The organism is Agromyces sp. GL_144 (genome assembly GCF_057834305.1).
The window spans coordinates 1,650,208-1,674,724 of the sequence record NZ_CM174399.1 but is presented as its reverse complement, the minus strand read 5'-3'; the positions used below and the strand labels follow the sequence as shown (position 1 = coordinate 1,674,724).

The window sequence follows — 24,517 nt, the reverse complement described above, 5'->3', positions numbered from 1 at the left end:
AATCGGCTCCCGGCACCCGTTCGGACCAGAGTGGGTCAACTGTCCTAGACTGTGGCGCATGCGCGCCTCCCTGGCCTCCCCCGACCTGTTCGCCCGCCTCACCGCCGAGATCGTCGCCACCGGCGACGAGACGATCGAGGTGCCCACGCCGTCGACCGGCGAGACGCTGCACGTGCTGCCGCGCTCGAGTGCCGACGACGTGCACGACGCGACCGCTCGCGCCCGCATCGCCCAGATCGCGTGGGCGCGCGCCGGCTTCGCCGAGCGCCGACGCATCCTGCTCGGGGCGCACGACCTCGTGCTCGCCCGCCGCGAGCTCCTGCTCGACCTCATCCAGCTCGAGAGCGGCAAGACCCGCGGACAGGCCTTCGAGGAGGTCTTCCAGGCGGCGACCGTCACCCGCTACAACGCGCTCACGGCCCGCAAGGTGCTGCGCGGCGGCCTGCGCCGCGGCGGCATCCCGACCGTGCTCACCGCGAGCGTGCGCTACCGGCCCAAGGGCGTCGCGGGCGTGATCACGCCGTGGAACTACGCGCTGAGCCTCGCCGCCATGGACGTCGTGCCCGCCCTCGCCGCGGGCTGCGCCGTCGTGCAGAAGGCCGACGACCAGGGCGCCCTGTCGATCCTCGCTCTTCGGCGGGCCTTCATCGACGCAGGCGTGCCGGAGGCGCTGTGGGCCGTCGTCACCGGAGACGCCGCCGAGGTCGGCGAGGCCGTGACGGATGTCGCGGACTACATCTGCTTCACCGGCTCGACGGCGACCGGTCGCAAGGTCGCCGAGAAGGCGGGCCGACGACTGGTCGGCGCCTCGCTCGAGCTCGGGGGAAAGAACGCGCTGCTCGTGCTCGCCGACGCCGACCCCGTCGACGCCGCCCGCGGCGCGGCGCACGCCGCGTTCTCGGCCATGGGCCAGCTCTGCGTCTCGGTCGAGCGCCTCTACGTCGACCGCAGGGTCGCCGGTGCGTTCCAGCAGGAGCTCGTCGCCCGCCTGCAGGGCGCCGTGCTCGGCTCCGAGCTCGAGTACCGCGCCGACTTCGGCTCGCTCACGAGCGCCGCCCAGCTGGCTCGCGTGCAGGCGCATCTCGAAGATGCCGTGGCCAAGGGCGCGACGGTGCTCGTCGGCGGCCGGCACCGCCCCGATCTCGGCCCGTGGTTCTTCGAGCCGACGGTGCTCACGGGCGTCACCCCCGAGATGAGCGTCTACGCCGACGAGACGTTCGGCGCCATCGCCTCGCTCTACCTCGTCGATGATGACGCCCAGGCGATCAGCGCCGCCAATCGCAGCCAGTACGGCCTGAACGCATCGATCTTCTCGGGCTCGCTGCAGCACGCCTCACGCGTCGCCGATCAGCTCGAGGCCGGCAGCGTCAACATCAACGAGGGCTACCGCGGATCCTTCTCGGCCGTCGCCGCACCCATGGGCGGCGTCAAGCAGTCGGGGGTCGGCCGCCGCAACGGCCGAGAAGGCCTGCTGCGGTTCGTCGAGCCGGTCACCGTCTCACGCGCGACCGGCCTCGTGCCGCTGCCCCGCACGGCATCGGAGTACCGCACGCTCGTGCCCGTCATGACGCTGGTCGCCCAGGCGCTGAAGGCGATCCGCCGCGCCTGACGCTGCGAGACGCCCGACGCCCGAGCCGCGGCATCCGTCGGCACGCGGCATCCGCCCTGTTCGCAGTGCAGGAGATCAGGCGGTCTTTCGGCTGACAGTGCGGATACCGCCTCATTTCCTGCACGAATGAACCGCGCTAGGTGTGATGTCCAGGCAGGTTGTTGAGTCTGCTGATAGGTGGGCCGCCGATCGCGGTGTGGAGCCTGTGTTGATTGTAGAAGTGGATCCAGCCCGGGAGTGCGTTGCGGCGTTCGGTCTCTGAGCTGTAGAAGCGGGCGTAGGCCCAGCCGTCGGCGAGGGTGCGGTGGAAGCGTTCGATCTTCCCGTTCGTTTGCGGGCGGTAGGGGCGGGTGCGTTTCGGGGTGATGCCGAGCTCGGTGCAGGCATCACGCCACGCGTAGGAGCGGTACGCGGATCCGTTGTCGGACAGCACGCGTTCGATGTTCACGCCCCGACCTGCGAACCATGCGGTAGCGCGACGGAGAACGCCGATCGCGGTGTCGGCTCGTTCGTCGTTGCAGATCTCGACGTACGCGACGCGGGAGTAGTCGTCGATGACGGTGTGCACGTACGCGGTTCCGGTGCGCGGTTTGTGGTCCTTTCCGCGTGGTAGGCCTGGCGTGCTGAGCTTGTTCTTCGCGCCTTGCTGGCGGCCGACGAACCGGTGCCCGCCGCCATCGGGGATGTTGCCGAACTTGGTGACATCGACGTGGATCATCGAGCCGGGATGGTCCTGCTCGTAGCGGCGGATTGGTTCCCCAGTGGCGCGATCGATGCGGCTGAGCCGGTTGACCCGGCACCGCACGAGTACCGCGTGCACAGTCGAAGCGGGCATGCCAAGCTCGCCGGCGATCTGCGCGGGTCCGAGCCGTCGCCGCCATCGCAGCTTCACGATCCGCTTCACCAAGTCCGGTGATGTCTTCGTCGGCATCGAGTGGGGCCGGCTGGACCGGTCGAGCATGCCCGCAGCGCCTTCGGCCCGGAACCGGGCAGCCCACTTCCGGGCCGTCGGAGGCGAGATCATGAACATTTTCGCCGCGACCGCGACCGGCCATCTCTCCTCGACGATGAGCTTGGCCAGGCGCAGACGAGCGCGCGGGGTGAGGGCAGCGTTAGCGTGGGACACGAAGGCCTCCTGTTTTGCGTGAGCGGTTCCTAGACAGCTCCACTCTCGCAACGGGAGGCCTTCACCCGTCGTTAGATCAAACGCGATTCACACAACAACGTCCCCGGACATCACAGCTAGGTCGCCTCGGAGTCGAACGGGGCGACCTCGCCCGTGCCGAGGGCCTCGCGCTTGCGCTTGCGCTGCAGGTAGGCGGAGTTCTCGTTGACGCCGGCGCGCGCCACGACCGGCTTGGCCTCTGCGGGCTCGGCGAACGGGTCGGTGTCGCTCAGCGCGTCGCGGATGATGCGACGCGGGTCGTACTGGCGGGGGTCGAGCTTCTGCCAGTCGACGTCGTCGAACTCGGGGCCCATCTCCTCGCGCATGCGGTCTTTCGCGCCGTTCGCGAAGTCTCGCAGTGAACGGACGAACTTGCCCAGCTGGGCCGCGTAGTGCGGCAGGCGTTCGGGTCCGAGCAGGAAGACGGCGATCACCCCGATGATGAGGAGTTTCTCGAACGTCAGACCGAACACCCCTACAGGATAGTCGGCGGCGAGGCGTGCAATTCACACGCGAGCCGGGCCGTAGGCTTGGGAGCTGAGAGAGTGCCGGGAGCCGAATCGTGTCCGAACGAGACCTGAACTGGAAGTACGTCGACGAGTCCGTCGTCGAGACCGACGCGGTCGCCCGCGCCCGCCAGCAGTCCGTCGAACTCGGCATCGACCCGGTCTCGCCCGCCGTGGGCGCCCAGCTCGCGGTCATCGCGGCCGCCGCGCGGGCCGAGTCGATCATCGAGATCGGCACGGGCGTCGGCGTCTCGGGGCTCTGCATGCTGCAGGCCGCCCGCGGCGCGCTGCTGACCTCCATCGACACCGAGAACGAGTACCTTCAGGCCGCGCGTGAGAACTTCGCCGACGCCGGCATCGCCGCCGCACGCGTGCGCCTCATCGCGGGTCGTGCCAGCGAGGTGCTGCCCCGCATGAACGAGAACTCCTACGACCTCGTCGTGATCGACGCCGACCCCGGTCTCGTGATCGAGTACGTCGAGCACGGCCTGCGGCTCGCCAAGCCCTCGGGGTCGGTGCTCGTCGCGCGCGCGCTCTGGCGCGGTCGCGTGGCCGACCCGGCCCGGCGCGACGACGAGGCGACCGCGTTCCGTGCCCTCATCTCCGAGCTCGCGGCCTCGCCCGCGGTGGCGACGGCGGTCTCGCCGGCCGGCGACGGCCTGCTGCAGATCGTCAAGCTCGGCGCCTAGCGCCGACGCACCGGCGAGCACGGACAGACCCCCGGACGTGCCTCGAGCCGAGCACCGCACTGCGGGCTCGGCTCGAAACCTATGGAACTGATCAGGCCGGGTTGACGACGCCACCGAGCACGTCGTAGAGCTCCTTGGCCTCAGCGTCGTTGACCGAGACGACGAGACGACCGCCGCCTTCGAGCGGAACCCGCACGATGATCAGACGACCCTCTTTCACGGCCTCCATAGGCCCGTCTCCGGTGCGTGGCTTCATGGCCGCCATTGAGCTACCCCTTTCGTGGCTGTCATCCCATTATCGGTCATCGGAAGCAGTCCTGAGAAATCGCCGTGAGCCTGTGGATGACATGAAGGGACGAGAACCGTCACGGTCGCGGCATCCGGAGCACCATGCGGGGCGCCGCCCGGAGCGCGTCACGGCGGGGTCCAGTCGGCGCCGTCGATGCCCCACGCGATGAGCAGCCACCCGACCTGCAGGGCGAGGAAGACGACCACGATGCCCCAGCGGTACCAGCGGGCACGCGGGATCGCCGCGGCCCCGAGCAGCGGGAACAGCGGCGACGCGATGCGGAACACGCTCGACTGCGGGAAGAACACGGCCAGCAGGTAGAGCGCGTAGCTCGCCGACCAGAGCCGGATGTCGACGCCGAGGCGTCGCACCGCCGGCGAGACGAGCACGAGCGCGAACGCGACGATGAGCGCGATCACCGCGATGGTGCCGAGGGGCTGCCCGAGCCACCAACCGCCCGATTGGAACCAGGCCGTGAACGGCACGAGCTCGCCGTAGCCGATGTACGCCGCCCGCCAGGCGAGCTCGGTGTCGGTGTAGGCGTGCAGGTCGCCCGTCGCGGCACCGGCCACCAGCAGCCACGCGAAGCCGCAGACCACCGCGAAGACGGTGACGGATGCCGCGACCACGCGTTCGCGCATCGGGAACGGGTCTTCGCGCCGGCGCCACCACCGCCAGAGCCAGTGCAGGCCGAGCGTGAGCGCGAACGCCAGCGCGCCTGGCCGGGTGAACGACCACACCGCGATGACCGGGAAGAGCCAGCCGTACCTGCGATCGACGAGCAGGAGCAGCGCCGTGCCGAGCAGCAGGTAACCGAGGGCCTCGGCGTACCCGAACTGCATGATCGGGGCCACGGGCGCCACGCAGAACAGCACGACGGCGAACATCGCGCGGTCGGGGGCGAGGAACCTGGACATGAGGCGGTGGAACACGAGCGCGGCGCCCAGGCCCGCCGCGAGCGAGACCAGCACGGACGCGACGTTCCACGGGACCGTCAACCACGTCAGCACGCCGACCAGGGCCGGGTACACCGGCATGAACGCCCACGCGTTCTCGGCGACGTGCCCGTCGTCGGTGAGCGGCAGCACGCCCGGGTACCCCGCGAGCTGGATGATCTGGTACCAGCGCGCGTCCCACAGGTTCGCGAACTCGAAGTAGCCGGGCCTTGCGCCCGTCCAGGGGTTCGCGCCCTGGACGCTCGCGAGCGTCATGACGAACACGGTCGTCACGACTCGGGACGCCGCGTAGACGAGCACGACCCGCAGCCACCACGGCGAGACCCGCCAGCGCACGCTCGGCGACCAGCGCGTCAGGCGGAAGGGGTCGGGCTCGCGCGGCTCGGGCGCCGGTTGTTCGGGCGCCGCCGCGTTCACGTCGGTCATGCCGCCGTCACGCGCCGGTCAGCCACGACCGCAGCCCCACCTCGCACGCGAGGATGGCGTCGAGGCGCACGCGCTCGTCGTCGGTGTGCGCGAGGCTCGGGTCGCCGGGGCCGTAGTTCACGGCGGGCACGCCGAGGGCGCTGAAGCGCGCGACATCCGTCCACCCGTACTTGGGCCCGGCCTCGGCGCCGACCGCCGTCAGGAAGCCCTGCACGAACGGGTCGTCGAGCCCCGGACGGGCGCCGGCCGAGGCATCCGTGACCGTGAGCTCGTACTCGGGGAACAGGGCGCGCATCGCCGCGACGGCCTCGTCGACCGAGCGGCTCGGCGCGAACCGGTAGTTGACCGTGAGCACGGCCTCGTCTGGCACGACGTTGCCGGCCACTCCCCCGCGGATGCCCACTGCGCTGAGCCCCTCGCGGTAGGCCAGGCCCTCGACGTCGACCGTCTCGGCCTCGAAGGCCGCCAGCCGGTCGAGCGCCGGCGCGAGCGCGTGGATCGCGTTGACGCCCATCCAGGGACGCGAGGTGTGGGCGCGCGTGCCCGTCGCCCGCAGCTCGACGCGCAGCGTGCCGTTGCAGCCGCCCTCGACCTGCCCGTTCGAGGACTCGCCGAGGATGGCGAAGTCGGCTTCGAAGAGGTCGGGGCGGGTCTCGGCGAGGCGCTTGAGCCCGTTGAGGTCTGCGGTGACCTCCTCGTGGTCGTAGAACATCCAGGTGACGTCGTAGGCGGGCTCGGCGAGCTCGACCGCGAGCTTCAGCGCGACCGCGACGCCGCCCTTCATGTCGGTCGTGCCGCGGCCCCAGAGGTAGTCGACGCCGTCTTCGGTCTCGAACCTGGTCGGCACGTTGCCGTTGATCGGCACGGTGTCGAGGTGCCCGGCGATCACGACACGGCGCTCCCGGCCGAGGTCGGTGCGCGCGACGATCGTGTCGCCGTCGCGGTACAGCTCGAGGTGGGATGCCGCGGCGAGCGCGCCCTCGACGAGGTCGGCCAGCACCGTCTCGTCGCCCGACACGCTCGGGATGTCGCAGATGGCCCTCGTGAGCGCGACGGCGTCGGTGGTCGGGTCGAGCGCGGGCGGCACTCCGGTGCTCGTGGCGGTATCGGCGTTCTCGGCGGGCATGCGTCGAGTCTACGGATGCGAAGCACCGCGTCATCCGCCCGCCCGCATCGCTACCCTTGGAGCATGCCCGCGAACGACGACGCCCTCAGCCCTGCCCGCACCGCTGCCGCCGCCGGCCTCACGACCATCGCCGGCGACGGCACCGTGCTCGACGCCTGGTTCCCGGCACCGCGCCTCGGCGACGAGGCGACGCCGCTCGCCGACGAGCATGCCGCCCTTGCGGGCGACGACGCCCGCCGCAACGTGCGGGTCGAGGTCGTCGAGCTGCACGATCGACCTCGATGCGGCACCCGCGTCGACCGCCGACGCCTACCTGCGCCTGCACCTGCTCTCGCACCTCGTGGCCGCACCGAACACGATCAACCTCGACGGCGTCTTCGCCCACCTGCCGGCCGTCGTCTGGACCAACGCCGGGCCGGTGCATCCGGCCGACTTCGACCGGCTGCGGCCCGCGCTGCAGCGCGCCGGCATCCACGCGACCGGGCTCGACAAGTTCCCGCGCCTGCTCGATTACGTCACCCCAGAGCGGGTGCGCATCGCGGATGCCTCGCGCGTGCGCCTCGGCGCGCACCTCGCGCCCGGCACCACGGTCATGCACGAGGGCTTCGTCAACTTCAACGCCGGCACGCTCGGCACCTCGATGATCGAGGGACGCGTGTCGCAGGGCGTCGTGGTCGGCGACGGTTCCGACATCGGCGGCGGGGCCTCGATCATGGGCACGCTCTCGGGCGGCGGCACGCAGCGCGTCACGATCGGCGAGCGCGCGCTGCTCGGCGCGAACTCGGGCATCGGCATCTCCATCGGCGACGACTCGGTCGTCGAGGCCGGCCTCTACGTGACGGCCGGCACCAAGGTCGCCGTGCTCGGCAGCGGCGAGGCCCGCACGGTCAAGGCGGTCGAGCTCTCGGGCGTCGCGAACCTGCTGTTCCGCCGAAACTCGCTCAACGGCCGTGTCGAGGTGCTCTCCCGCGACGGGCACGGCGTCACCCTCAACACCGCACTGCACGCCTGATCCCTCGAGGGCGCAGGTTCCTCGCCATCTCGGGTGCTCTCAGGCTCGCCCGCTCGATTACAGTGGTGGCTCAGGCCGCCGCGTGGCGGCCCTCGTCATGGGCGATCACGAAGGAGTGACGTGGGCACCGACGCACCGCGAACCCGACACCACAGCGTGCTGAGAGCGCTCACCTGGATCCTCGCCATCGTGCTGCTGCTCGTCATCGCGGCGGCCGGAGTCGGCTGGTGGACCGTGCAGCGCTCCTTCCCCGAGACGAGCGGTCGCATCGACGCGCCCGGCCTCATCTCACCGGTGTCGGTGTACCGCGATGACGCGGGCATCCCGCAGCTCGTCGCCGACAACGACCACGACCTCTTCTACGCTCAGGGGTTCGTGCACGCCCAAGACCGCTTCTGGGAGATGGACTTCCGTCGCCACGTCACCGCCGGCCGCCTGGCCGAGCTCTTCGGCGCGTCGCAGGTCGGCACCGACACGTTCATCCGCACGCTCGACTGGCGCGGCGTCGCCGAGCAGGAGTACGAGGCGCTCGACGAGGCCTCGCGCGCCTACTACGAGGCCTACGCCGACGGCGTGAACGCCTACCTGGGCCAGCGCAGCGGCGCCGAGCTCTCGCTCGAGTACGCCGTGCTCGGCCTGCAGAACCCCGGCTACTCCCCCGAGCCGTGGACGCCCGTCGACTCGATCGCGTGGCTCAAGGCCATGGCGTGGGACCTGCGCTCCAACCTCGGCGACGAGATCGACCGCGCCCTGCTCTCCGCCGCGCTCCCCGCCGAGGAGGTCGCCCGACTGCACCCCGGCTACGACTGGTCGGGCAAGCCGACCATCCTCGGGGGCATGCCCGCGGCATCCGAGACCGCCTCGACCGGGTCGGCCCCGCTCGAGCCGACGGCCGAGGCCTCGAGGGAGTACACCGCAGCCCTGACCTCGCTCCGAGCGACGCTCGACGGCATCCCGGCGCTGCTCGGCCCCGAGGGGGGCGACATCGGCTCCAACTCGTGGGTCGTCTCGGGTGCGCTCACCGAGTCGGGCCTGCCGCTGCTCGCGAACGACCCGCACCTCGGGCCCGCCCTGCCCTCGATCTGGGCGCAGATGGGCCTGCACTGCGCCGAGATCACCGACATGTGCTCGTTCGAGGTCTCGGGCTACACCTTCGCCGGCCTCCCGGGGGTCATCATCGGCCACAACGACCGCATCGCGTGGGGCTTCACGAACCTCGGCCCCGACGTCGCCGACCTCTACCTCGAGCGCATCACCGACGACGGCTACGAACTCGACGGCGTGCAGGTGCCGCTGAACGAGCGCGAGGAGACCATCGAGGTCGCCGGCGGCTCCCCGGTGACCGTCACCGTGCGGTCGACGGGCCGCGGGCCGATCGTGTCCGGCATCTCCGACGACTTCACCGCCGTGGCCGAGCAGTACCCCGCGGCATCCGGCGCACCGGAGGGCGAGTACGCACTCTCGCTGCAGTGGACGGCGCTCACGCCCGGCACCACGCCCGCCTCGATCTTCGCGATCGACCGGGCGAAGGACTGGGACGGGTTCCGGCATGCGGCGTCGCTCTTCGACGTTCCCGCACAGAACCTCGTCTACGCCGACGTCGACGGCAACATCGGCTACCAGGCGCCCGGCGCGGTGCCCACCCGCAAGCACGGCGACGGCACCCTGCCGCAGCCCGGGTGGACGAGCGACGTCGGATGGACCGACGAGGTCGCGTTCGACGACCTGCCCAGCCTCTACAACCCCGAGCGGGGCTACATCGTCACCGCCAACAACGCGGTGACGCACGACGGCCCGTTCCTCACGGCCGACTGGGATCTCGGCTATCGCGCCGCGGGCATCGAGCGCCTGCTGCTGGCGAAGGTCGACGCGGGCGAGAAGCTCACCGCCGGCGACCTCTCGCGCATCCAGCTCGACACGAGCGACGCGAACGCCGCCGCGTTCCTGCCCGTGATCGCCGAACTCGACCTCTCGGGCGACGCCGCACGCGGTGCCGACCTCCTCGACGGCTGGGATGCGCGCGACGAGGTCGACAGCGCCGAGGCCGCCTACTTCGCCGTGTTCTGGCGCAACCTGCTCGACGACATGTTCGGTTCGCTGCCCGAGCAGACCCGGCCGACGGGCGGCGACCGCTGGTTCAGCGTCGTCGGCACGCTGCTCGGCGAGCCCGACGCGGCCTGGTGGACGAACGAGTCGCTCGGTGTCTCGGGGCGCGACGCGATGCTCGCCCACGCGCTCGACGAGGCCTGGACGGAGGCGAAGAGCCGCATGGGCGGCAACCCCGACACCTGGCGCTGGGGCCGCCTGCACACCCTCGAGCTCACCAACCAGAGCTTCGGCACCTCGGGCATCGCCCCGATCGAGTGGCTCTTCAACCGCGGCCCCTACGAACTCGGCGGCGGCTCCTCGATCGTGAACGCCAACGGCTGGGACGCCAGCCGAGGCTACGGGGTCGACTGGGTGCCCTCGATGCGCATGGTCGTCGACCTGCACGACTTCGACGCCTCCACGTGGATCAACCTCACCGGTGCGTCGGGCCATGCGTTCCACCCGAACTACACCGATCAGGCACCGCTCTGGCAGCACGGCGAGACGCGCGCCTGGCCGTTCACGATCGACGCGGTGCGTGGCACCGCGAAGGACACGCTGAACCTGCTGCCGGTCGCGGGCGTCGGACCGTCGGACCCGGTGCCGAGCGAGACGCCCGCACCGACCGAACCGCCTGCGGAGTAGGCCCGCGGCACGACGCCCGCAGCACGCCGAAGGGGGCGCCACCGTGGTGGCGCCCCCTTCGGGCTGTTCGGCGGGCGGGCGATCGGGCAGGCGGTCTGCCGCACTTCGCTCGCCGGAGGGTCAGAGACCCGGGTACTGCCGCTCGGGCTCGCCCACGTACAGCTGCTGCGGGCGACCGATCTTGGTCTGCGGGTCGAGGTTCATCTCGCGCCAGTGCGCCATCCAGCCGGGCAGGCGACCGATCGCGAAGAGCACCGTGAACATGCGCGTCGGGAAGCCCATGGCCTTGTAGATGACGCCCGTGTAGAAGTCGACGTTCGGGTAGAGGCGACGCTCCTTGAAGTACTCGTCTTGGAGGGCGAACTGCTCGAGTTCCTTCGCGATGTCGAGCAGCGGGTCGGCCACGCCGAGGCCGGCGAGCACCTCGTCGGCCGACTGCTTCACGATCTTCGCGCGCGGGTCGTAGTTCTTGTAGACGCGGTGCCCGAAGCCCATGAGCTTGACGCCGTCTTCCTTGCGCTTCACCCGCTCGACGAACTTGCCGACGCCTTCGCCGGAGTCGCGGATCTGCGCGAGCATCTGCAGCACCGCCTCGTTGGCGCCGCCGTGCAGCGGGCCCGAGAGCGCCTGGATGCCGGCAGAGATCGACGAGTACAGGTTGGCGCCGGTCGAGCCCACGAGGCGCACGGTCGAGGTCGAGGCGTTCTGCTCGTGGTCTTCGTGCAGGATGAGCAGCCGGTCGAGCGCCTTGGAGAGCGTCGGGTCGATCTCGTACGGCTCGGCCATGTTGCCGAAGTTCAGGCGCAGGAAGTTGTCGACGAAGCTCAGCGAATTGTCGGGATACAGGAACGCCTGCCCCAGGCTCTTCTTGTGGGCGTAGGCCGCGATGACCGGCAGCTTCGCCAGGAGGCGCACCATGGTGAGCTCGACGTCGTCGGGGTCCGAGCCCTCGTAGTACGTCGAGAGCGCCGACACGGCGCTGGAGAGCACCGACATCGGGTGGGCCGTGTGCGGCAGCGCGGAGAAGAACCGCTTGAGGTCTTCGTGCAGCAGCGTGTGCCGGCGGATCTTCTCGTCGAACTCGCCCAGCTCGTCGGCACTCGGCAGCGAGCCGTAGATGAGCAGCCACGCGACCTCGAGGTACGTGGAGTTCTCGGCCAGCTGCTCGATCGGGTACCCGCGGTAGCGCAGGATGCCCTGGTTGCCGTCGATGTACGTGATCTCCGACTGGGTCGACGCGGTGTTCACGAACCCGTAGTCGAGCGCGGTGAGCCCGGTCTGGCGTGTCAGCGTCGACACGTCGAGGCTCGCCGCACCGTCGACGGCGGTACGGATCGGGAACTCCGCGGTGCCACCGGGGAAGTTCAGGGTCGCCTGAAGGGGCTTCTGGCCTTCGGCATTGTTCACGACGTCGCTCACGGCGCCTCCTGTGATCGTCAAGTGCGGTCACCTGCTTTCCGACCCGCGACACCGTTCGGCCGCGGTCCGAACTACAGCCTAGACGCGCTCCGGGCACACTGTCGCATCCGCCAAGACATCCGGCCGTGGCTTGAGGGTTCGAACAGTTCTGGTGCTCCGGCTGCTCGAACGGTCGGAGAATTCAGACGACGGATGCCGCGAGCCGGCGTGCTGCGGCCTCGACGCGCTCGTCGGTGGCGGTCAGCGAGAACCGCACGTGCTGCGGGTGGTCGCCGCCGTAGAAGTGACCGGGGCCGGCGAGGATGCCGAGGTCGGCGAGGCTCGCGATGGACTCCCATGCGTCGCGCCCCTCGGTGGCCCAGAGGTAGAGGCCCGCCTCGCTGCGATCGATGCGGAAGCCCGCGGCCTCGAGGGCGGGTCGCAGCACGTCTCGACGGGCCCGGTACAGCTGCTTCTGGTGCGCGACGTGGGCATCGTCGCCGAGGGCGACGGTCATGGCGGCCTGCAGCGGCGCCGGGACCATGAGGCCGGCATGCTTGCGCACGTTCGTGAGCTGCTCGATGAGCAGCCCGCAGCCCGCGATGAACGCGGCACGGTACCCGGCCATGTTCGACTGCTTGCTGAGCGAGTAGACGGCGAGCGTGCCGCGCCGGTCTTCGCCGCTCACCCGCGGGTCGAGGATGCTCGGCACGGGCTCGGTGTTCCACGGGGCGTCCCAGCCGAGCTCGGCGTAGCATTCGTCGCTCACGATGACGGCATCGAGCTCGCGGGCCCTCGACCGCGCCGCCCGCAGGGCGTCGACGTCGAGCACCCGCCCGTCGGGATTGCCGGGGCTGTTCAGCCAGACGAGCTTCGTCGCGGCCGGCCACTCGGTCGGGTCGTCGGAGGCGAAGGACTCGGCGCCCGCGATGGCCGCGCCGATCGCGTACGTCGGGTAGGCCGCCCTCGGGTGCACGACGACATCGCCCTCGCCGACCCCCAGCATGAGCGGGAGCAGGGCGACGAGTTCTTTCGAGCCGATCGTCGGCAGCACGTTGCGCTCGCTCAGCCCCGTGCCGACGACGCCTCGGCGTCGCTCGAACCACTCGACGATCGCGCGACGCAGCTCGGGCGTGCCGACGGTCTGCGGATAGGCGTGCGCATCGGTCGCGGCCGAGAGGGCCTCGCGGATGAGGCGCGGGGTCTCATCGACGGGCGAGCCGATCGAGAGGTCGACGATGCCGTCGGGATGCTGCCCGGCCCGAGCCGAGTACGGCGCCATGGCCTCCCACGGGTAGTCGGGCAGCGCGCCCAGCGCCATGCTCAGTGCCCCTGCGGGGGCAGTGCGCTGATGACGGGGTGGTCTTTGGCGATGACGCCGACCTTGGCGGCGCCGCCGGGCGAGCCGAGGTCGTCGAAGAACTCGACGTTGGCCTTGTAGTAGTCGGCCCATTCTTCGGGGAGGTCGTCTTCGTAGTAGATGGCCTCGACGGGGCAGACGGGTTCGCAGGCGCCGCAGTCGACGCATTCGTCGGGGTGGATGTAGAGCGAGCGTTCACCCTCGTAGATGCAGTCGACCGGGCACTCGTCGATGCAGGCACGGTCTTTGACGTCGACACACGGAAGAGCGATGACGTAGGTCACGGTGGCTCGCGTTCCTTTCGGAGGGGGGCTCCCAGTCTATGCCGCGACGCGGGGCGCGGAGCGCGCCGGCAGGTGCGGCCAGGCGACGACGAACACCGTGACCAGCGCCGGGCCGAGCGACCAGATCGTGCCCGTGAGATCGCCGACGACGAGCACCGAGCCACCGGGGCCCGCGAGCGTGAGGACGCCGACCATGACGATGACGCCGAGGCCGACGACGGCCGCGACCAGCCGCCCGCTGAAGACGCGGAAGGCGACGAGCAGCCCGGCGACGCCGACGAGCGCCGCGACGAGGCCCCATGGCACCGTCATCTCGCCGATCGTCCAGACGTGCCGGTGCCCGACCGTGCCGAGCGAACCGTAGAGGGCCCCGACCACGAAGGCGATGACGAGCGTGCCGATGCGGCCGGCGAACCCGGGCTTCGTCACGTCGTTCACTTCGGGGTGACCGTGTACGACACCGTGCCGTCCTGCACGGCGAGCAGCACGCGATACTCGTCGTTCGCGTAGACGGCCGCGTCGACCTGGCCGCCCGTGAGCTGGTCGAGCTGCTCCTGGTCGAGGGAGGCGTCCGGCGCGAAGCCGGCGTCCTCGAGCTTGGCGCGCGCGGCCGCGGCCGCGTCGGGGTCCTCGGACTGCACGACCACGACCCAGCCCTCTGCGCCGCCGGTGCCGAGGCCGACCATGATCTTGCCGTCGACGACGGCGATCGCCTCGGGGAACCCCTCCGGCAGCTCGCCGCCGAGGCTCACATCGCTGCCGGTCGCGCTCTTGATGGCGTCCTCGACGCCGTTCTTCACGAGGTCTTCGACCGGGTTCTGGAAGCAGCCCGTGAGCAGGCCCGCGGCGAGGCCGGCCGTGACGAGCGTCATCGCCGCCCTGACGGCGGTGCGCGGCATCCGCGCGGTGGTCGTCGGAGATGGCATCGGGGCTCCTCGTGGATGGGGCGATCGACGGGGCGGACGCCGGCCCGGCCCCGCACGGAGTCTACCGTCGGACATCGTCGGCGGCCATGGAGCCCCACCGGTGCCGCCCGGACGGGTAGCGTGGAGGCTCCGAACGCCGAGAGGATCGATGATGACCGCACCGGAGCCCGAGACCGCAACACCCAAGGTCCGCCTCGAGTTCGACGCCGACGCCCCGGTCGCCGTCGTCACGATCGACCGCCCGCGCGCACTCAACGCCCTCTCGGGCGACGTGCTCGAGGCCCTCGACGCCGCGTTCACCGAGATCGCGGATGCCGCGACCGACGTTCGAGGCGTGCTGCTCGTCGGGGCCGGCGGCCGGGCCTTCGTCGCGGGGGCCGACATCTCGGCGATGGCCGGTCGCACACCCGAGGAGGGCGAGCGCATGGCGCGGCTCGGACACCGGGTCGCCGCGCGCATCGAGGCGTCGCCCGTGCCGGTCATCGCCTGCGTCGACGGGTTCGCCCTCGGCGGCGGCCTCGAGCTCGCGCTCGCCTGCGACCTCGTCTATGCGACGGATGCCTCGGCCTTCGGCCAACCCGAGGTGCGGCTGGGCCTCATCCCCGGATTCGGGGGCACCGTCCGGCTCCCACGCGTCGTCGGCCCGGCGCGCGCCAAGGAGCTCATCTACACCGGGCGCCGCATCGGCATCGAGGAGGCCGTCGACGCCGGCCTCGTCGCGCGCCGCTTCCCCGACCGTGTTGCGCTGCTCGCGGGTGCGCGCGAGACGATCGCCCGGGTCGCCGAGAACTCCCCCGTCGCCGTGGGCGCGGCCAAGCGCGTGCTCGTCGAGGCCGCCGGGCGCCCCACCGACGAGGCGGTCGAGCTCGAGATCGGCGGCTTCATGGCCGCCTTCGGCACCGATGACATGCGCGAGGGGGTCTCGGCGTTCCTCGAGAAGCGCACGCCCGGGTTCAGCCGCGACTGAGTCGTGCGCGCGCGGCGCGCCCGCGGCCGACCCGGGTCAGCCGAGCCTGCTCAGCCGAGCCTGCTCAACCGAGCCTGCTCAACCGAGGCTGCTCAACCGAGCGCGCTCAACCGAGCGTGCTCAACCGTTGACGCGCGTCGAGAGCCACGCGACGCCGTCGAAGCGCACGCCGTCGGCGCCGAACATCTCGAGGTGCATGTGCGGGCCGGTGGACTGACCCGTCGAGCCGACGAGTCCGAGCTGCTGGCCCGCCGTCACCTGCTGGCCGACGCTCACGGCGATCGAGCCGTTCTGCATGTGTCCGTACGACGAGGTGATGAGCTGGCCGGCGATGTTGTGCTGCACCTCGACGTTCACGCCGAGCCCGCCGCCGTTCTCGGTCGCGAGCACGACCACGCCGTCGGCGATCGACATGACGGGGGTGCCGTTGCCGGGGTTGAAGTCGACGCCGTCGTGGTTGGTCGAGCATCCGGCGCAGGGCGCCGAGCGCGGGCCGAACCCGTCGCTCGTGCGGCTCGGCGTCAACACCGGCCAGACGATGCGCTCGCTCTCGATGAGGCTCACCGCCCCGAGGCTCGCGACCTGCGACGTGATGGGCGGCGGCGCGGCCTCGACCGCGTACCCGCCCTCGGGGGCCGGTGCCACGACGACCCCGCTCGCGACCTCCACGACCTGCGGCTCGAGCTCGACGGTGTCGTTGTACGACGTCTGCGCGGGAGCGTAGACCGACTCCGTCGCGCCGCTCGCGCTCACCGCGAGTGCCGGCGTGCTCGTGCTGAGCGCCAGGCCGAATGCGGCCGCGATGGCGAGCAGGGCGAGGCCCGCCCGGGCGGGCAGGAAGCCGCCCAAGCCGGGTACGGCGGCGACCGCGGCCGAGGTGCGCGAGGCGAACGAGCTGACGAGACGGGGGGCGGCGGGGGCGCGGAATGACGCACGGGTGCGTGCGGCCGCGCGGCGGCCGTGAGGGGGGAAGGTCATATGGTGGAGCAGAGTTTCGGGTCGGGGGCATCCAGACGAACTCGACCACCTTACGTACGGAATCTGAACAAACCCTCAGGTTCTGCTCCACAACCCGTGCACGCGACGCCCGAGCGAACACCTGCATCCGCCTTCCGGCGCTGCTCCGAACCGGTTCGGGCACCCTCGCCGGGCATGCGAGAGGGGCGGATGCCTCGGGCTCGACCCCGCGGCATCCGCCCCTCTCGAAACGACTAGCCCTGCTTCTTCAGGCGCGACGTGGTGCGGGCGCGCGCCGTGGCGTCGAGCTCGACCTTGCGGATGCGCACGGCGGCCGGGGTGACCTCCACGCACTCGTCTTCGCGCGCGAATTCGAGGCACTCCTCGAGCGAGAGCTGGCGCGACGGCGTCATCGACTCGAACGTGTCGGAGGTCGACTGACGCATGTTGGTCAGCTTCTTCTCCTTGGTGATGTTCACGTCCATGTCGTCGTTGCGCGAGTTCTCGCCGATGACCATGCCCTCGTAGACCTCTTCGGTCGGGTTCACGAAGAAGGTCATGCGCTCCTGCAGGGCGATGATGGCGAACGGCGTCACGACGCCGGAACGGTCGGCGACGATCGAGCCGTTGTTGCGGGTGACGATCTGGCCGGCCCACGCGTCGTAGCCGTGCGAGATCGCGTTCGCGATGCCGGTGCCGCGGGTCGTGGTCATGAACTCGGTGCGGAACCCGATGAGGCCGCGGCTCGGGACGATGAACTCCATGCGGACCCAGCCGGTGCCGTGGTTGGACATGTTGTCCATGCGGCCCTTGCGCGAGGCGAGCAGCTGCGTGATCGCGCCGAGGTACTCCTCGGGAGCGTCGATCGTCAGGTGCTCGTAGGGCTCGTGCACCTTGCCGTCGACCTGCTTGGTGACCACCTGGGGCTTGCCCACGGTGAGCTCGTAGCCCTCACGGCGCATCTGCTCGACGAGGATCGCGAGGGCGAGCTCGCCTCGACCCTGCACCTCCCAGGCGTCGGGGCGGCCGATGTCGACGACCTTGAGCGAGACGTTGCCGACGAGTTCGCGGTCGAGGCGGTCCTTCACCATGCGGGCGGTGAGCTTGTGGCCCTTGACCTTGCCGACGAGCGGCGAGGTGTTGGTGCCGATGGTCATCGAGATCGCCGGCTCGTCGACCGCGATGACGGGGAGGGGACGCACGTCTTCGGCGTCGGCGAGCGTGTCGCCGATCATGATGTCCTCGAAACCGGCGACCACGGCGATGTCGCCGGGGCCCGCGCTCTCGGCCGGGTAGCGGTCGAGAGCCTTCGTCAGGAAGAGCTCGGTCACGCGCACGTTCTGCACCGAGCCGTCGTGCTTGACCCAGGCCACGGTCTGGCCCTTCTTGATGGTGCCGTGGAAGACCCGCAGCAGCGCGAGACGGCCGAGGAAGGGCGAGGCGTCGAGGTTCGTGACGTGGGCCTGCAGCGGGTGCTCGTCGTCGTACGTCGGGGCCGGGATGTGCTCGAGGATCGCCTCGAAGAGCGGCTCGAGGTCGTCGTTGTCGGGCAGTTCGCCGTTCTCGGGCTTGTTGTGGCTCGCGGCGCCGTTGCGGCCCGAGGCGTAGACGACGGGCACGTCGAGGATGGCGTCGAGGTCGAGGTCGGGCACGTCGTCGGCGAGGTCGGAGGCGAGGCCGAGCAGGAGATCTTGGCTCTCGGCGACGACCTCGTCGATGCGCGCGTCGGGGCGGTCGGTCTTGTTCACGAGGAGGATGACCGGCATGCGGGCCTCGAGGGCCTTGCGCAGCACGAAGCGGGTCTGCGGCAGCGGGCCCTCGGATGCGTCGACGAGGAGCACGACGCCGTCGACCATCGACAGGCCGCGCTCGACCTCGCCGCCGAAGTCGGCGTGGCCGGGGGTGTCGATGACGTTGATCGTGATCGGGTTGCCGCCGGCGTGCTCGCCGTTGTAGGTGATCGCCGTGTTCTTGGCGAGGATCGTGATGCCCTTCTCGCGCTCGAGCTCGTTCGAGTCCATCGCACGCTCTTCGACGTGCGCGTGCTCGGCGAACGAGTGCGTCTGGTTCAGCATCGCGTCGACGAGCGTGGTCTTGCCGTGGTCGACGTGAGCGACGATCGCGACGTTGCGCAGGTCGTTGCGGGTGGCCTTCGCCATGTGTTCGGTCCTCTGGGCTGGTGGGCTCCGTGCGGCGGGCCCGTGACCGCGACGGGCGGCACGACGGGAACGCGGAAGCGCTTTGGTGAAAGGTCTGGGGAGTGCGGGGCCGAGAACGACGGCACGCGCCCGACAAGCCTACCGTGCCGACGCCTCGTTCACCTGAGAACCGCCCTGACGAGGTGCGGGCGCCGCCGTGCGGACTGCGAACCCGCCCGGGAACGGCGAACGCCCGGCATCCGAAGAGCGGATGCCGGGCGTTCGCGTACGTGCGGAGGCCTGCGTGGACCGGTGGGAGCCGGCCCGTGCGGGCTGCTACGCCCCGAGCTCGATGTTCGCGCCCGGGATGGCCGCGAGCAGGTCTTGGGTGTACTGCTGCTGGGGGTTGTCGAACACCTCGTCGGTGGTCGCCGCCTCGACGATGCGCCCGCGCTGCATGACCGACACGTGGTCGGCGATCACGCGGACGACCGCGAGGTCGTGCGTGATGAACAGGTACGTGAGACCCAGCTCGCCCTGCAGGTCGGCGAGCAGGCGCAGGATCTGCGCCTGCACGAGCACGTCGAGCGCCGACACGGCCTCGTCGAGCACGACGATCTCGGGCTTCAATGCGAGCGCCCGCGCGATGGCGATGCGCTGGCGCTGGCCGCCCGAGAGCTCGTTCGGGTACCGGCTGACCAGCGTGCGCGGCAGCGACACCTGGTCGAGCAGCTCGAACACGCGCTCGCGACGCGAGGTGCGGTCGCCCACGCCGTGCGTCGACAGCGGCTCGGAGATCGTGTTGCCGATGTTGCGCAGCGGGTTCAGCGACCCGTAGGGGTCCTGGAACACCGGCTGCATGCGGCTGCGCAGCTCGAACAGCTGCTTGCCGGTCACGCTCGCGAGGTCTCGACCGCCGACGACGATCTTGCCCGAGGTCGCGTCTTCGAGCTTGAGGAGCATCTTGGCCACCGTCGACTTGCCCGAACCGGACTCGCCGACGAGCGCCATGGTGGTGCCCTTGGGAATCTGGAACGACACGTCGTCGACGGCGGTGAACTCGCCCGCACCGCGGATCTTGAACACCTTGGTGAGGTGCTCGACCGTGATGGCGGGCGGAGCGGACGCGGCGGACGCGAGTGCCTCGGCGCGGGCCTCGGCCGTCGCGATGAGGTCGATCTCATCGCCCGCGGCGGTCTCTGCACCCTCTTGCATGGAGGCCTCGGCGGCCTGCACGCTTCCGGTCGCCTGGATGCGACGCGAGGCGAGGCTCGGGGCCGCGGCGACGAGACGCTGCGTGTAGGGGTGCTGCGGGTTCTGCAGGATCTCGACCGACGGTCCGGACTCGACGACCTTGCCCTTGTACATGACCACGAGCTGCTCCGCGCGCTCGGCCGCGAGGCCGAGGTCGTGCGTGATGAACAGCAGGGTCGTGCCGAGTTCGCGGGTGAGCGACTCGAGGTGGTCGAGGATGACGCGCTGCACCGTGACGTCGAGCGCCGAGGTGGGCTCGTCGGCGATGAGCAGCTGCGGGTCGGCGGCCAGGCCCATGCCGATGAGCACGCGCTGGCGCATGCCGCCCGAGAACTGGTGCGGGAACTGCTTGAGGCGCCGATCGGCGTCTTGCAGGCCGGCCTGCTTCAGCACCTCGATCGCGCGCTTCTTGACCTCTTTGCGGCCCGTCGCGATGCCGTTGGCCCTGATGGCCTCTTCGACCTGGAAGCCGATCGACCACACCGGGTTGAGGTTGGACATCGGGTCTTGGGGGACGAACCCGATCTTGCGACCGCGGATCGCCTCCATCTCCTTCTTCGACGCCTTGGTCAGGTCTTGACCGTCGAGGAGGATCTGGCCGCCCGAGATGTGCCCGGTGCCGGGGAGCAGGTTGATGATCGCGTGCGCGGTCGTCGACTTGCCCGAGCCCGACTCGCCCACGATCGCGAGACTCTGCCCGCGGTAGAGGGTGATGTTCACGCCGTCGACGGCCTTGACCAGGCCGTTCTGCGTGCTGAAGCCGACCTGGAGGTCCTTGATCTCGAGGATCGGACGCTCGCCGCCGGAGTGCTGCGCGGTCGCGCCGCCGGTGTTGACGGTGTCGCTCATCGACGGGCCCTCGCCTTCGGGTCGAGCGCGTCGCGGACGACCTCGCCGAGCATGATGAAGCTCAGGACCGTGATCGACAGTGCGATCGACGGCAGGATCAGCACCTGCGGCGCCGTGCGGAGGTCGGTCTGCGCGGCGCTGATGTCGTTGCCCCACGACATGGTGCTCGAGGGCAGGCCGACGCCGAGGAAGGACAGGGTCGCCTCGGCCACGATCGCGGAGGCCAGCGAGATCGTCGTGATGACGATGACGGGGGCGATCGAGTTCGGCAGCACGTGACGCAGGAGGATGCGGAACCGCGAGACGCCGAGGGCGGTGGACGCCATGACGTAGTCGGCGTTCTTGACCCTCAGGATCTCGGCTCTCAACACACGGGCCGTCGCCGGCCACGCGAATATGCCGATGGCGAGCGAGATCACCCACACGTTCGCGTACTTCGAGAACACCGACATGATGACCACGGCCGCGAGGATGTAGGGGATCGAGAAGAAGATGTCGCCGAGGCGCGAGAGCACCGAGTCGATCCATCCGCCGTAGAAGCCCGCGAACGCGCCGAACGCGATGCCGAGCACGGCGACGAGCACGGTCACGATGATGCCGACCGAGAGCGAGGTCGACGTGCCGTGGATGATGCGCGAGTAGATGTCGCAGCCCTGCTTGGTGAAGCCGAGCGGGTGCCCGTCTGCCGGACCGCCGTTGCTGTTGGACAGCTGGCAGTCGTTGTTCGGGGGCACCTGCGTGAACAGGCCGGGGAACAGCGCGACGACGACGACGAGGACGATGAGGACCGAGGAGATCCAGAACATCGGCCGGCCGCGGACGTCGGCCCACGCATCGGTCCACAGGTTCGTGGGCTTTCCCTCGGTCTTGACCTTGTCGATCGCGACGAGCGGGGTCTCTTCGATCGGAGCGACGAAATGCTGCTGATCGGGTCTGGTGTTACTTGGCATAGCGGATCCTCGGGTCGAGAACGGCGTACAGCAGATCCACCAGCAGGTTCACCACGAGGTAGATCAGCACCATGACGGTCACGAACGAGACGACCGTGGGGCCTTCACCGCGGATGATCGCCTGGTACAGCGTGCGTCCCACACCGGGGACGTTGAAGATGCCCTCGGTGACGGTCGCGCCGACCATGAGCACGCCGAAGTCGACGGCCAGGTAGGTGACCACGGGGATCAGGGAGTTGCGCAGGATGTGCACGGGGACGATGCGGCGACGGGAGAGGCCCTTGCTCGCGGCGGTGCGAACGAAGTCCTGTCCGTCGGTCTCGATGACCGACGACCTTGTCAGTCTCACGATCTGGGCGAAGCTGATCGAGGCGAGCACGATCGCCGGGAGTATCAGGTCCTGCCATGGAGCACCCGGCCCGACCGTGGTTCTGAACCAGCCGAGTTGGATGCCGAAGATGAACTGGGCGACGAAGGCGACCACGAAGACCGGCAGCGAGATCAGGATCAGGCTCACGACGAGCGCGCTGCCGTCGAAGATGCCGCCCTTGCGAAGGCCCGAGACGAGGCCGATCGTGATGCCGGCGACCATCTCGATGACGACGGCCATGAGGGCCAGTCGCAGCGTGACCGGGAAGGTGGTGGCGAGGATCTCGGAGACCGGCTGACCCGAGAACGAGGTGCCGAGGTCGCCGCGGAAGATGTTGCCCAGGAAGATGAAGTACTGGACGATGAACGGCTGATCGAGGTTGTACCGCTCGCGGAGCTGCTCGAGCACCTGCGGCGGGGGCGTCTTGTCGCCGAACAGGGCGACGATCGGGTCGCCCGGCATGGCGAAGACCATGAAGTAGATCAGGAAGGTGGTTCCGAGCAGTACAGGGATCGCCTGCAGCAGTCGGCGCGCGATGTATCCGGCCATCGATCAGGCCTCGCGCTTCGGTGTTGTGGACATTGTGGAAGAAACCTCACCCTTATGCGAGTTCGTCCCCACGATGCTACGCCGATCAGGCGCGCACCGGAGGTTACGTGAGTGTGGGGCGGCAGCCGAATCGGCTACCGCCCCACGGGCGCCTCAGAGTCTAACCCCGAGGCGACCTGGATCGAGAATTACTCGCTCTTGGTGATCTCGTTGTACAGCGGGACCGAGTTCCAGCCGAACTGGACGTTCTCGACCGACTCGCTCCACGCACCGTTGACCGTCGAGTACCACAGCGGGATCGCGGGGAGGTCCTGGAAGAGGATCTCCTGAGCCTGCTGGAACTTCGCGTTGGCGGCGTCGAGGTCGGTCTCGGCGAGGCCTTCCTTGAGGAGACCGTCGAACTCGGCGCTCGAGTAGTCGCCGTCGTTCGAGCCGGCACCGGTCGCGTAGATCGGGCCGAGGAAGTTGAACAGCGCCGGGTAGTCGGCCTGCCAACCGGTACGGAAGCCGGTCTCGATGGTGCGGTCGGTGATCGCGGTGCGCACCTCGGCGAAGGTCGGGTAGGGAGCGCCCGACGCGTCGATGCCGAGGTTGTTCTTCAGCTGGTTCGCCACGGCGTCGACCCAGGCCTGGTGGCCGCCGTCGGCGTTGTAGGCGATCTGGAAGGTGCCGCTCCACGGGGAGATGGCGTCGGCCTGAGCCCACAGGTCCTTCGCCGCGTCGGCGTCGAAGTCGAGGACGTCGGAACCGGGGATGTCCTCGGAGTAGCCGTCGATGACCGGCGACGTGAAGTCGTGGGCCGGGGTGCGGGTGCCCGAGAAGATCACGTCGGTGATCTCAGCGCGGTCGATCGCCTTGGAGATGGCCGCACGACGGAGCTTGCCCTCGTCGCCACCGAAGTGGGCGAGACGGTCGGGGACGGTGAACGACTGGAAGATCGCCGCCGCCTGCGTGACCGAACGGTCGCCGAACTCGTCCTGGAAGGTCGAGAGGGCGCCGTCGGGGATGGCGTCGAGCACGTCGAGGTTGCCGCCCTGGAGGTCGGCGTACGCCGCTTCCTGCGTGGCGTAGAAGATGATGTCGAGACCACCGTTCTGAGCCTTGCGGGGGCCGTCGTAGTCGGGGTTCACGACGAGGTCGATCTTCTCGTTGTGCTTCCAGGCGCCTTCACCGTCGAGCATGTACGGGCCGTTGCCGACGGGGTTGTTGCCGAAGGCCTCGATGTCGTCGAAGGCCGACGCGGGCAGCGGGAAGAACGCCGAGTAGCCGAGGCGCAGCGGGAAGTCCGACTCGGGCTGCTTGAGCGCCACGGTGAACGTGGTGTCGTCGACGACCTCGAGGCCGGTGAGCTCGGAGTCCTCTTCGTAGCTGAAGCCCTCGATCGACTCGAAGAAGTAGCTGGAGAGCTGCTCGTTCGAGAGGAGCGCGCCGTAGTTCCAGGCGTCGACGAACGAGCTCGAGGTCACGTCTTCGCCGTTGGAGAACTTCAGGCCCGACTTGATCTTGATCGTGTAGTTCTGGGCGTCGTCGGTCTCGATGGACTCTGCGACGTCGTTGTGAGGAGCGCCGTCGGCGTCGTAGTAGACCAGACCCGCGAAGATCGAGTCGAGGATCTTGCCGCCACCGGTCTCGTTCGTGTTGGTGGGAACCAGCGGGTTCTGCGGCTCGGAGCCGTTGGTGGTGATGACCGCGGTCGCGCTGGCGCCGCCGGTCGACTCGGGCGAGCCGCTCGTGCAACCGGTGAGCACGAGGGCTCCGGCTGCAGCAAGAGCAATGGCTGCGACGCCGATTCTCTTGATCTTCAATGTTCCTCCTGTGAGACGTGCGTCAGCAGTGCGGCTTCTGGCCGCCCTGGAGCGCGGGATGAGTCGAGACTATGAATCGCAATCCCCCGAAGCAAACTCCTGAGGAAACCGTTACCGACGCGCAACCTTCGACTGGGTTCCTGCGAAAGAAATTGTCATCATGCGCAGGATCTTTGCGCACGGTGCGCATATGCGAGGA

20 protein-coding genes and 1 pseudogene are annotated in these 24,517 nt (G+C 69.8%); 5 read left to right on the top strand and 16 right to left on the bottom strand.

Going from position 1 to position 24,517, the window contains the following annotated elements:
• The first annotated feature begins 58 nt into the window (after positions 1–58).
• Positions 59–1,609 (top strand): succinic semialdehyde dehydrogenase, encoded by a 1,551-nt coding sequence (locus AC3IPY_RS07515; RefSeq protein WP_489187755.1) that lies wholly within the window; start codon positions 59–61, stop codon positions 1,607–1,609.
• Positions 1,610–1,745: 136 nt separating this feature from the next.
• Here the strand turns inward: AC3IPY_RS07515 and AC3IPY_RS07510 are convergent, their stop codons facing one another.
• On the bottom strand, positions 1,746–2,735 hold the full coding sequence (locus AC3IPY_RS07510; RefSeq protein WP_489188275.1) for an IS481 family transposase: 990 nt from the start codon (positions 2,733–2,735) through the stop codon (positions 1,746–1,748).
• A gap of 116 nt (positions 2,736–2,851) precedes the next feature.
• Positions 2,852–3,247 carry a sec-independent translocase gene (locus tag AC3IPY_RS07505; RefSeq protein WP_489187754.1) on the bottom strand — a complete coding sequence of 132 codons (396 nt, stop codon included), beginning with the start codon at positions 3,245–3,247 and terminating at the stop codon, positions 2,852–2,854.
• Between the two features lie 89 nt (positions 3,248–3,336).
• Here AC3IPY_RS07505 and AC3IPY_RS07500 point away from each other — a divergent pair, with 89 nt between their 5' ends.
• The gene (locus AC3IPY_RS07500; RefSeq protein WP_489187753.1) at positions 3,337–3,969 is read left to right on the top strand and encodes an O-methyltransferase; all 633 of its coding nucleotides are present in this window, start codon (positions 3,337–3,339) and stop codon (positions 3,967–3,969) included.
• 91 nt (positions 3,970–4,060) lie between these two features.
• Here AC3IPY_RS07500 and AC3IPY_RS07495 read toward each other — a convergent pair whose 3' ends face one another.
• From AC3IPY_RS07495 to dapE, 3 genes are all read right to left on the bottom strand, one after another.
• On the bottom strand, positions 4,061–4,234 hold the full coding sequence (locus tag AC3IPY_RS07495; RefSeq protein WP_067875042.1) for a DUF3117 domain-containing protein: 174 nt from the start codon (positions 4,232–4,234) through the stop codon (positions 4,061–4,063).
• A gap of 149 nt (positions 4,235–4,383) precedes the next feature.
• A complete protein-coding gene (locus AC3IPY_RS07490; protein WP_489187752.1) occupies positions 4,384–5,640 on the bottom strand; it encodes a hypothetical protein in 1,257 nt (418 codons plus the stop codon).
• A 7-nt stretch (positions 5,641–5,647) separates the two neighbouring features.
• Positions 5,648–6,766, bottom strand: coding sequence for a succinyl-diaminopimelate desuccinylase (dapE, locus tag AC3IPY_RS07485; protein WP_489187750.1), 1,119 nt, complete (start codon positions 6,764–6,766; stop codon positions 5,648–5,650).
• A 63-nt stretch (positions 6,767–6,829) separates the two neighbouring features.
• On the opposite strand from dapE, the pseudogene dapD reads away from it, so the two are divergent.
• Together dapD and AC3IPY_RS07475 are read left to right on the top strand one after the other, a co-directional pair.
• Positions 6,830–7,778: pseudogene (gene dapD / locus AC3IPY_RS07480) on the top strand (2,3,4,5-tetrahydropyridine-2,6-dicarboxylate N-succinyltransferase).
• Positions 7,779–7,898: 120 nt separating this feature from the next.
• Complete coding sequence (locus tag AC3IPY_RS07475) at positions 7,899–10,511, top strand: penicillin acylase family protein (protein ID WP_489187748.1); 2,613 nt, start codon at positions 7,899–7,901, stop codon at positions 10,509–10,511.
• Between the two features lie 120 nt (positions 10,512–10,631).
• On the opposite strand, the gene AC3IPY_RS07470 is transcribed toward AC3IPY_RS07475, so the two are convergent.
• The 5 genes from AC3IPY_RS07470 to AC3IPY_RS07450 form a co-directional block, all read right to left on the bottom strand.
• Positions 10,632–11,879, bottom strand: a complete 1,248-nt coding sequence (locus tag AC3IPY_RS07470; RefSeq protein ID WP_489188274.1) for a citrate synthase — start codon at positions 11,877–11,879, stop codon at positions 10,632–10,634.
• A gap of 232 nt (positions 11,880–12,111) precedes the next feature.
• Positions 12,112–13,230 carry a succinyldiaminopimelate transaminase gene (gene dapC / locus AC3IPY_RS07465; RefSeq protein WP_489187746.1) on the bottom strand — a complete coding sequence of 373 codons (1,119 nt, stop codon included), beginning with the start codon at positions 13,228–13,230 and terminating at the stop codon, positions 12,112–12,114.
• A gap of 2 nt (positions 13,231–13,232) precedes the next feature.
• Positions 13,233–13,553 carry a ferredoxin gene (gene fdxA, locus AC3IPY_RS07460; RefSeq protein WP_489185851.1) on the bottom strand — a complete coding sequence of 107 codons (321 nt, stop codon included), beginning with the start codon at positions 13,551–13,553 and terminating at the stop codon, positions 13,233–13,235.
• Between the two features lie 36 nt (positions 13,554–13,589).
• Positions 13,590–13,991 (bottom strand): histidinol dehydrogenase, encoded by a 402-nt coding sequence (locus AC3IPY_RS07455; RefSeq protein WP_489187744.1) that lies wholly within the window; start codon positions 13,989–13,991, stop codon positions 13,590–13,592.
• Positions 13,988–14,479, bottom strand: coding sequence for a hypothetical protein (locus tag AC3IPY_RS07450; RefSeq protein WP_489187743.1), 492 nt, complete (start codon positions 14,477–14,479; stop codon positions 13,988–13,990). The genes AC3IPY_RS07455 and AC3IPY_RS07450 overlap by 4 nt, the downstream gene beginning before the upstream one ends.
• A 151-nt stretch (positions 14,480–14,630) precedes the next feature.
• On the opposite strand from AC3IPY_RS07450, the gene AC3IPY_RS07445 reads away from it, so the two are divergent.
• Entirely contained in the window at positions 14,631–15,446 is an 816-nt protein-coding gene (locus AC3IPY_RS07445) for an enoyl-CoA hydratase/isomerase family protein (protein ID WP_489187742.1), read from the top strand.
• A gap of 120 nt (positions 15,447–15,566) precedes the next feature.
• Here AC3IPY_RS07445 and AC3IPY_RS07440 read toward each other — a convergent pair whose 3' ends face one another.
• The 6 genes from AC3IPY_RS07440 to AC3IPY_RS07415 all read right to left on the bottom strand — a co-directional run bounded on the left by AC3IPY_RS07440 (position 15,567) and on the right by AC3IPY_RS07415 (position 24,318).
• A complete protein-coding gene (locus AC3IPY_RS07440) occupies positions 15,567–16,424 on the bottom strand; it encodes a M23 family metallopeptidase (RefSeq protein WP_489187741.1) in 858 nt (285 codons plus the stop codon).
• A 233-nt stretch (positions 16,425–16,657) separates the two neighbouring features.
• On the bottom strand, positions 16,658–18,562 hold the full coding sequence (gene typA, locus AC3IPY_RS07435; RefSeq protein ID WP_489187740.1) for a translational GTPase TypA: 1,905 nt from the start codon (positions 18,560–18,562) through the stop codon (positions 16,658–16,660).
• A 315-nt stretch (positions 18,563–18,877) separates the two neighbouring features.
• Positions 18,878–20,644 (bottom strand): dipeptide ABC transporter ATP-binding protein, encoded by a 1,767-nt coding sequence (locus AC3IPY_RS07430; protein ID WP_489187739.1) that lies wholly within the window; start codon positions 20,642–20,644, stop codon positions 18,878–18,880.
• A complete protein-coding gene (locus AC3IPY_RS07425) occupies positions 20,641–21,594 on the bottom strand; it encodes an ABC transporter permease (protein WP_489187738.1) in 954 nt (317 codons plus the stop codon). Before AC3IPY_RS07425 ends, AC3IPY_RS07430 begins: the two co-directional genes overlap by 4 nt.
• Positions 21,584–22,513 carry an ABC transporter permease gene (locus AC3IPY_RS07420; RefSeq protein WP_489187737.1) on the bottom strand — a complete coding sequence of 310 codons (930 nt, stop codon included), beginning with the start codon at positions 22,511–22,513 and terminating at the stop codon, positions 21,584–21,586. Before AC3IPY_RS07420 ends, AC3IPY_RS07425 begins: the two co-directional genes overlap by 11 nt.
• A gap of 188 nt (positions 22,514–22,701) precedes the next feature.
• Entirely contained in the window at positions 22,702–24,318 is a 1,617-nt protein-coding gene (locus AC3IPY_RS07415) for a peptide ABC transporter substrate-binding protein (RefSeq protein ID WP_489187736.1), read from the bottom strand.
• Positions 24,319–24,517 lie beyond the last annotated feature (199 nt).

What these genes read in the sequence shown, in the direction of transcription:
- AC3IPY_RS07515 (WP_489187755.1), top strand. Translation starts at nt 59, where the DNA reads ATGCGCGCCTCCCTGGCCTCCCCCGACCTGTTCGCCCGCCTCACCGCC.
- AC3IPY_RS07495 (WP_067875042.1), bottom strand. Translation starts at nt 4,234, where the DNA reads ATGGCGGCCATGAAGCCACGCACCGGAGACGGGCCTATGGAGGCCGTG.
- AC3IPY_RS07490 (WP_489187752.1), bottom strand. Translation starts at nt 5,640, where the DNA reads ATGACCGACGTGAACGCGGCGGCGCCCGAACAACCGGCGCCCGAGCCG.
- dapE (WP_489187750.1), bottom strand. Translation starts at nt 6,766, where the DNA reads ATGCCCGCCGAGAACGCCGATACCGCCACGAGCACCGGAGTGCCGCCC.
- dapC (WP_489187746.1), bottom strand. Translation starts at nt 13,230, where the DNA reads ATGGCGCTGGGCGCGCTGCCCGACTACCCGTGGGAGGCCATGGCGCCG.
- AC3IPY_RS07450 (WP_489187743.1), bottom strand. Translation starts at nt 14,479, where the DNA reads ATGCCATCTCCGACGACCACCGCGCGGATGCCGCGCACCGCCGTCAGG.
- AC3IPY_RS07445 (WP_489187742.1), top strand. Translation starts at nt 14,631, where the DNA reads ATGACCGCACCGGAGCCCGAGACCGCAACACCCAAGGTCCGCCTCGAG.
- AC3IPY_RS07440 (WP_489187741.1), bottom strand. Translation starts at nt 16,424, where the DNA reads ATGACCTTCCCCCCTCACGGCCGCCGCGCGGCCGCACGCACCCGTGCG.
- typA (WP_489187740.1), bottom strand. Translation starts at nt 18,562, where the DNA reads ATGGCGAAGGCCACCCGCAACGACCTGCGCAACGTCGCGATCGTCGCT.
- AC3IPY_RS07430 (WP_489187739.1), bottom strand. Translation starts at nt 20,644, where the DNA reads ATGAGCGACACCGTCAACACCGGCGGCGCGACCGCGCAGCACTCCGGC.
- AC3IPY_RS07425 (WP_489187738.1), bottom strand. Translation starts at nt 21,594, where the DNA reads ATGCCAAGTAACACCAGACCCGATCAGCAGCATTTCGTCGCTCCGATC.
- AC3IPY_RS07420 (WP_489187737.1), bottom strand. Translation starts at nt 22,513, where the DNA reads ATGGCCGGATACATCGCGCGCCGACTGCTGCAGGCGATCCCTGTACTG.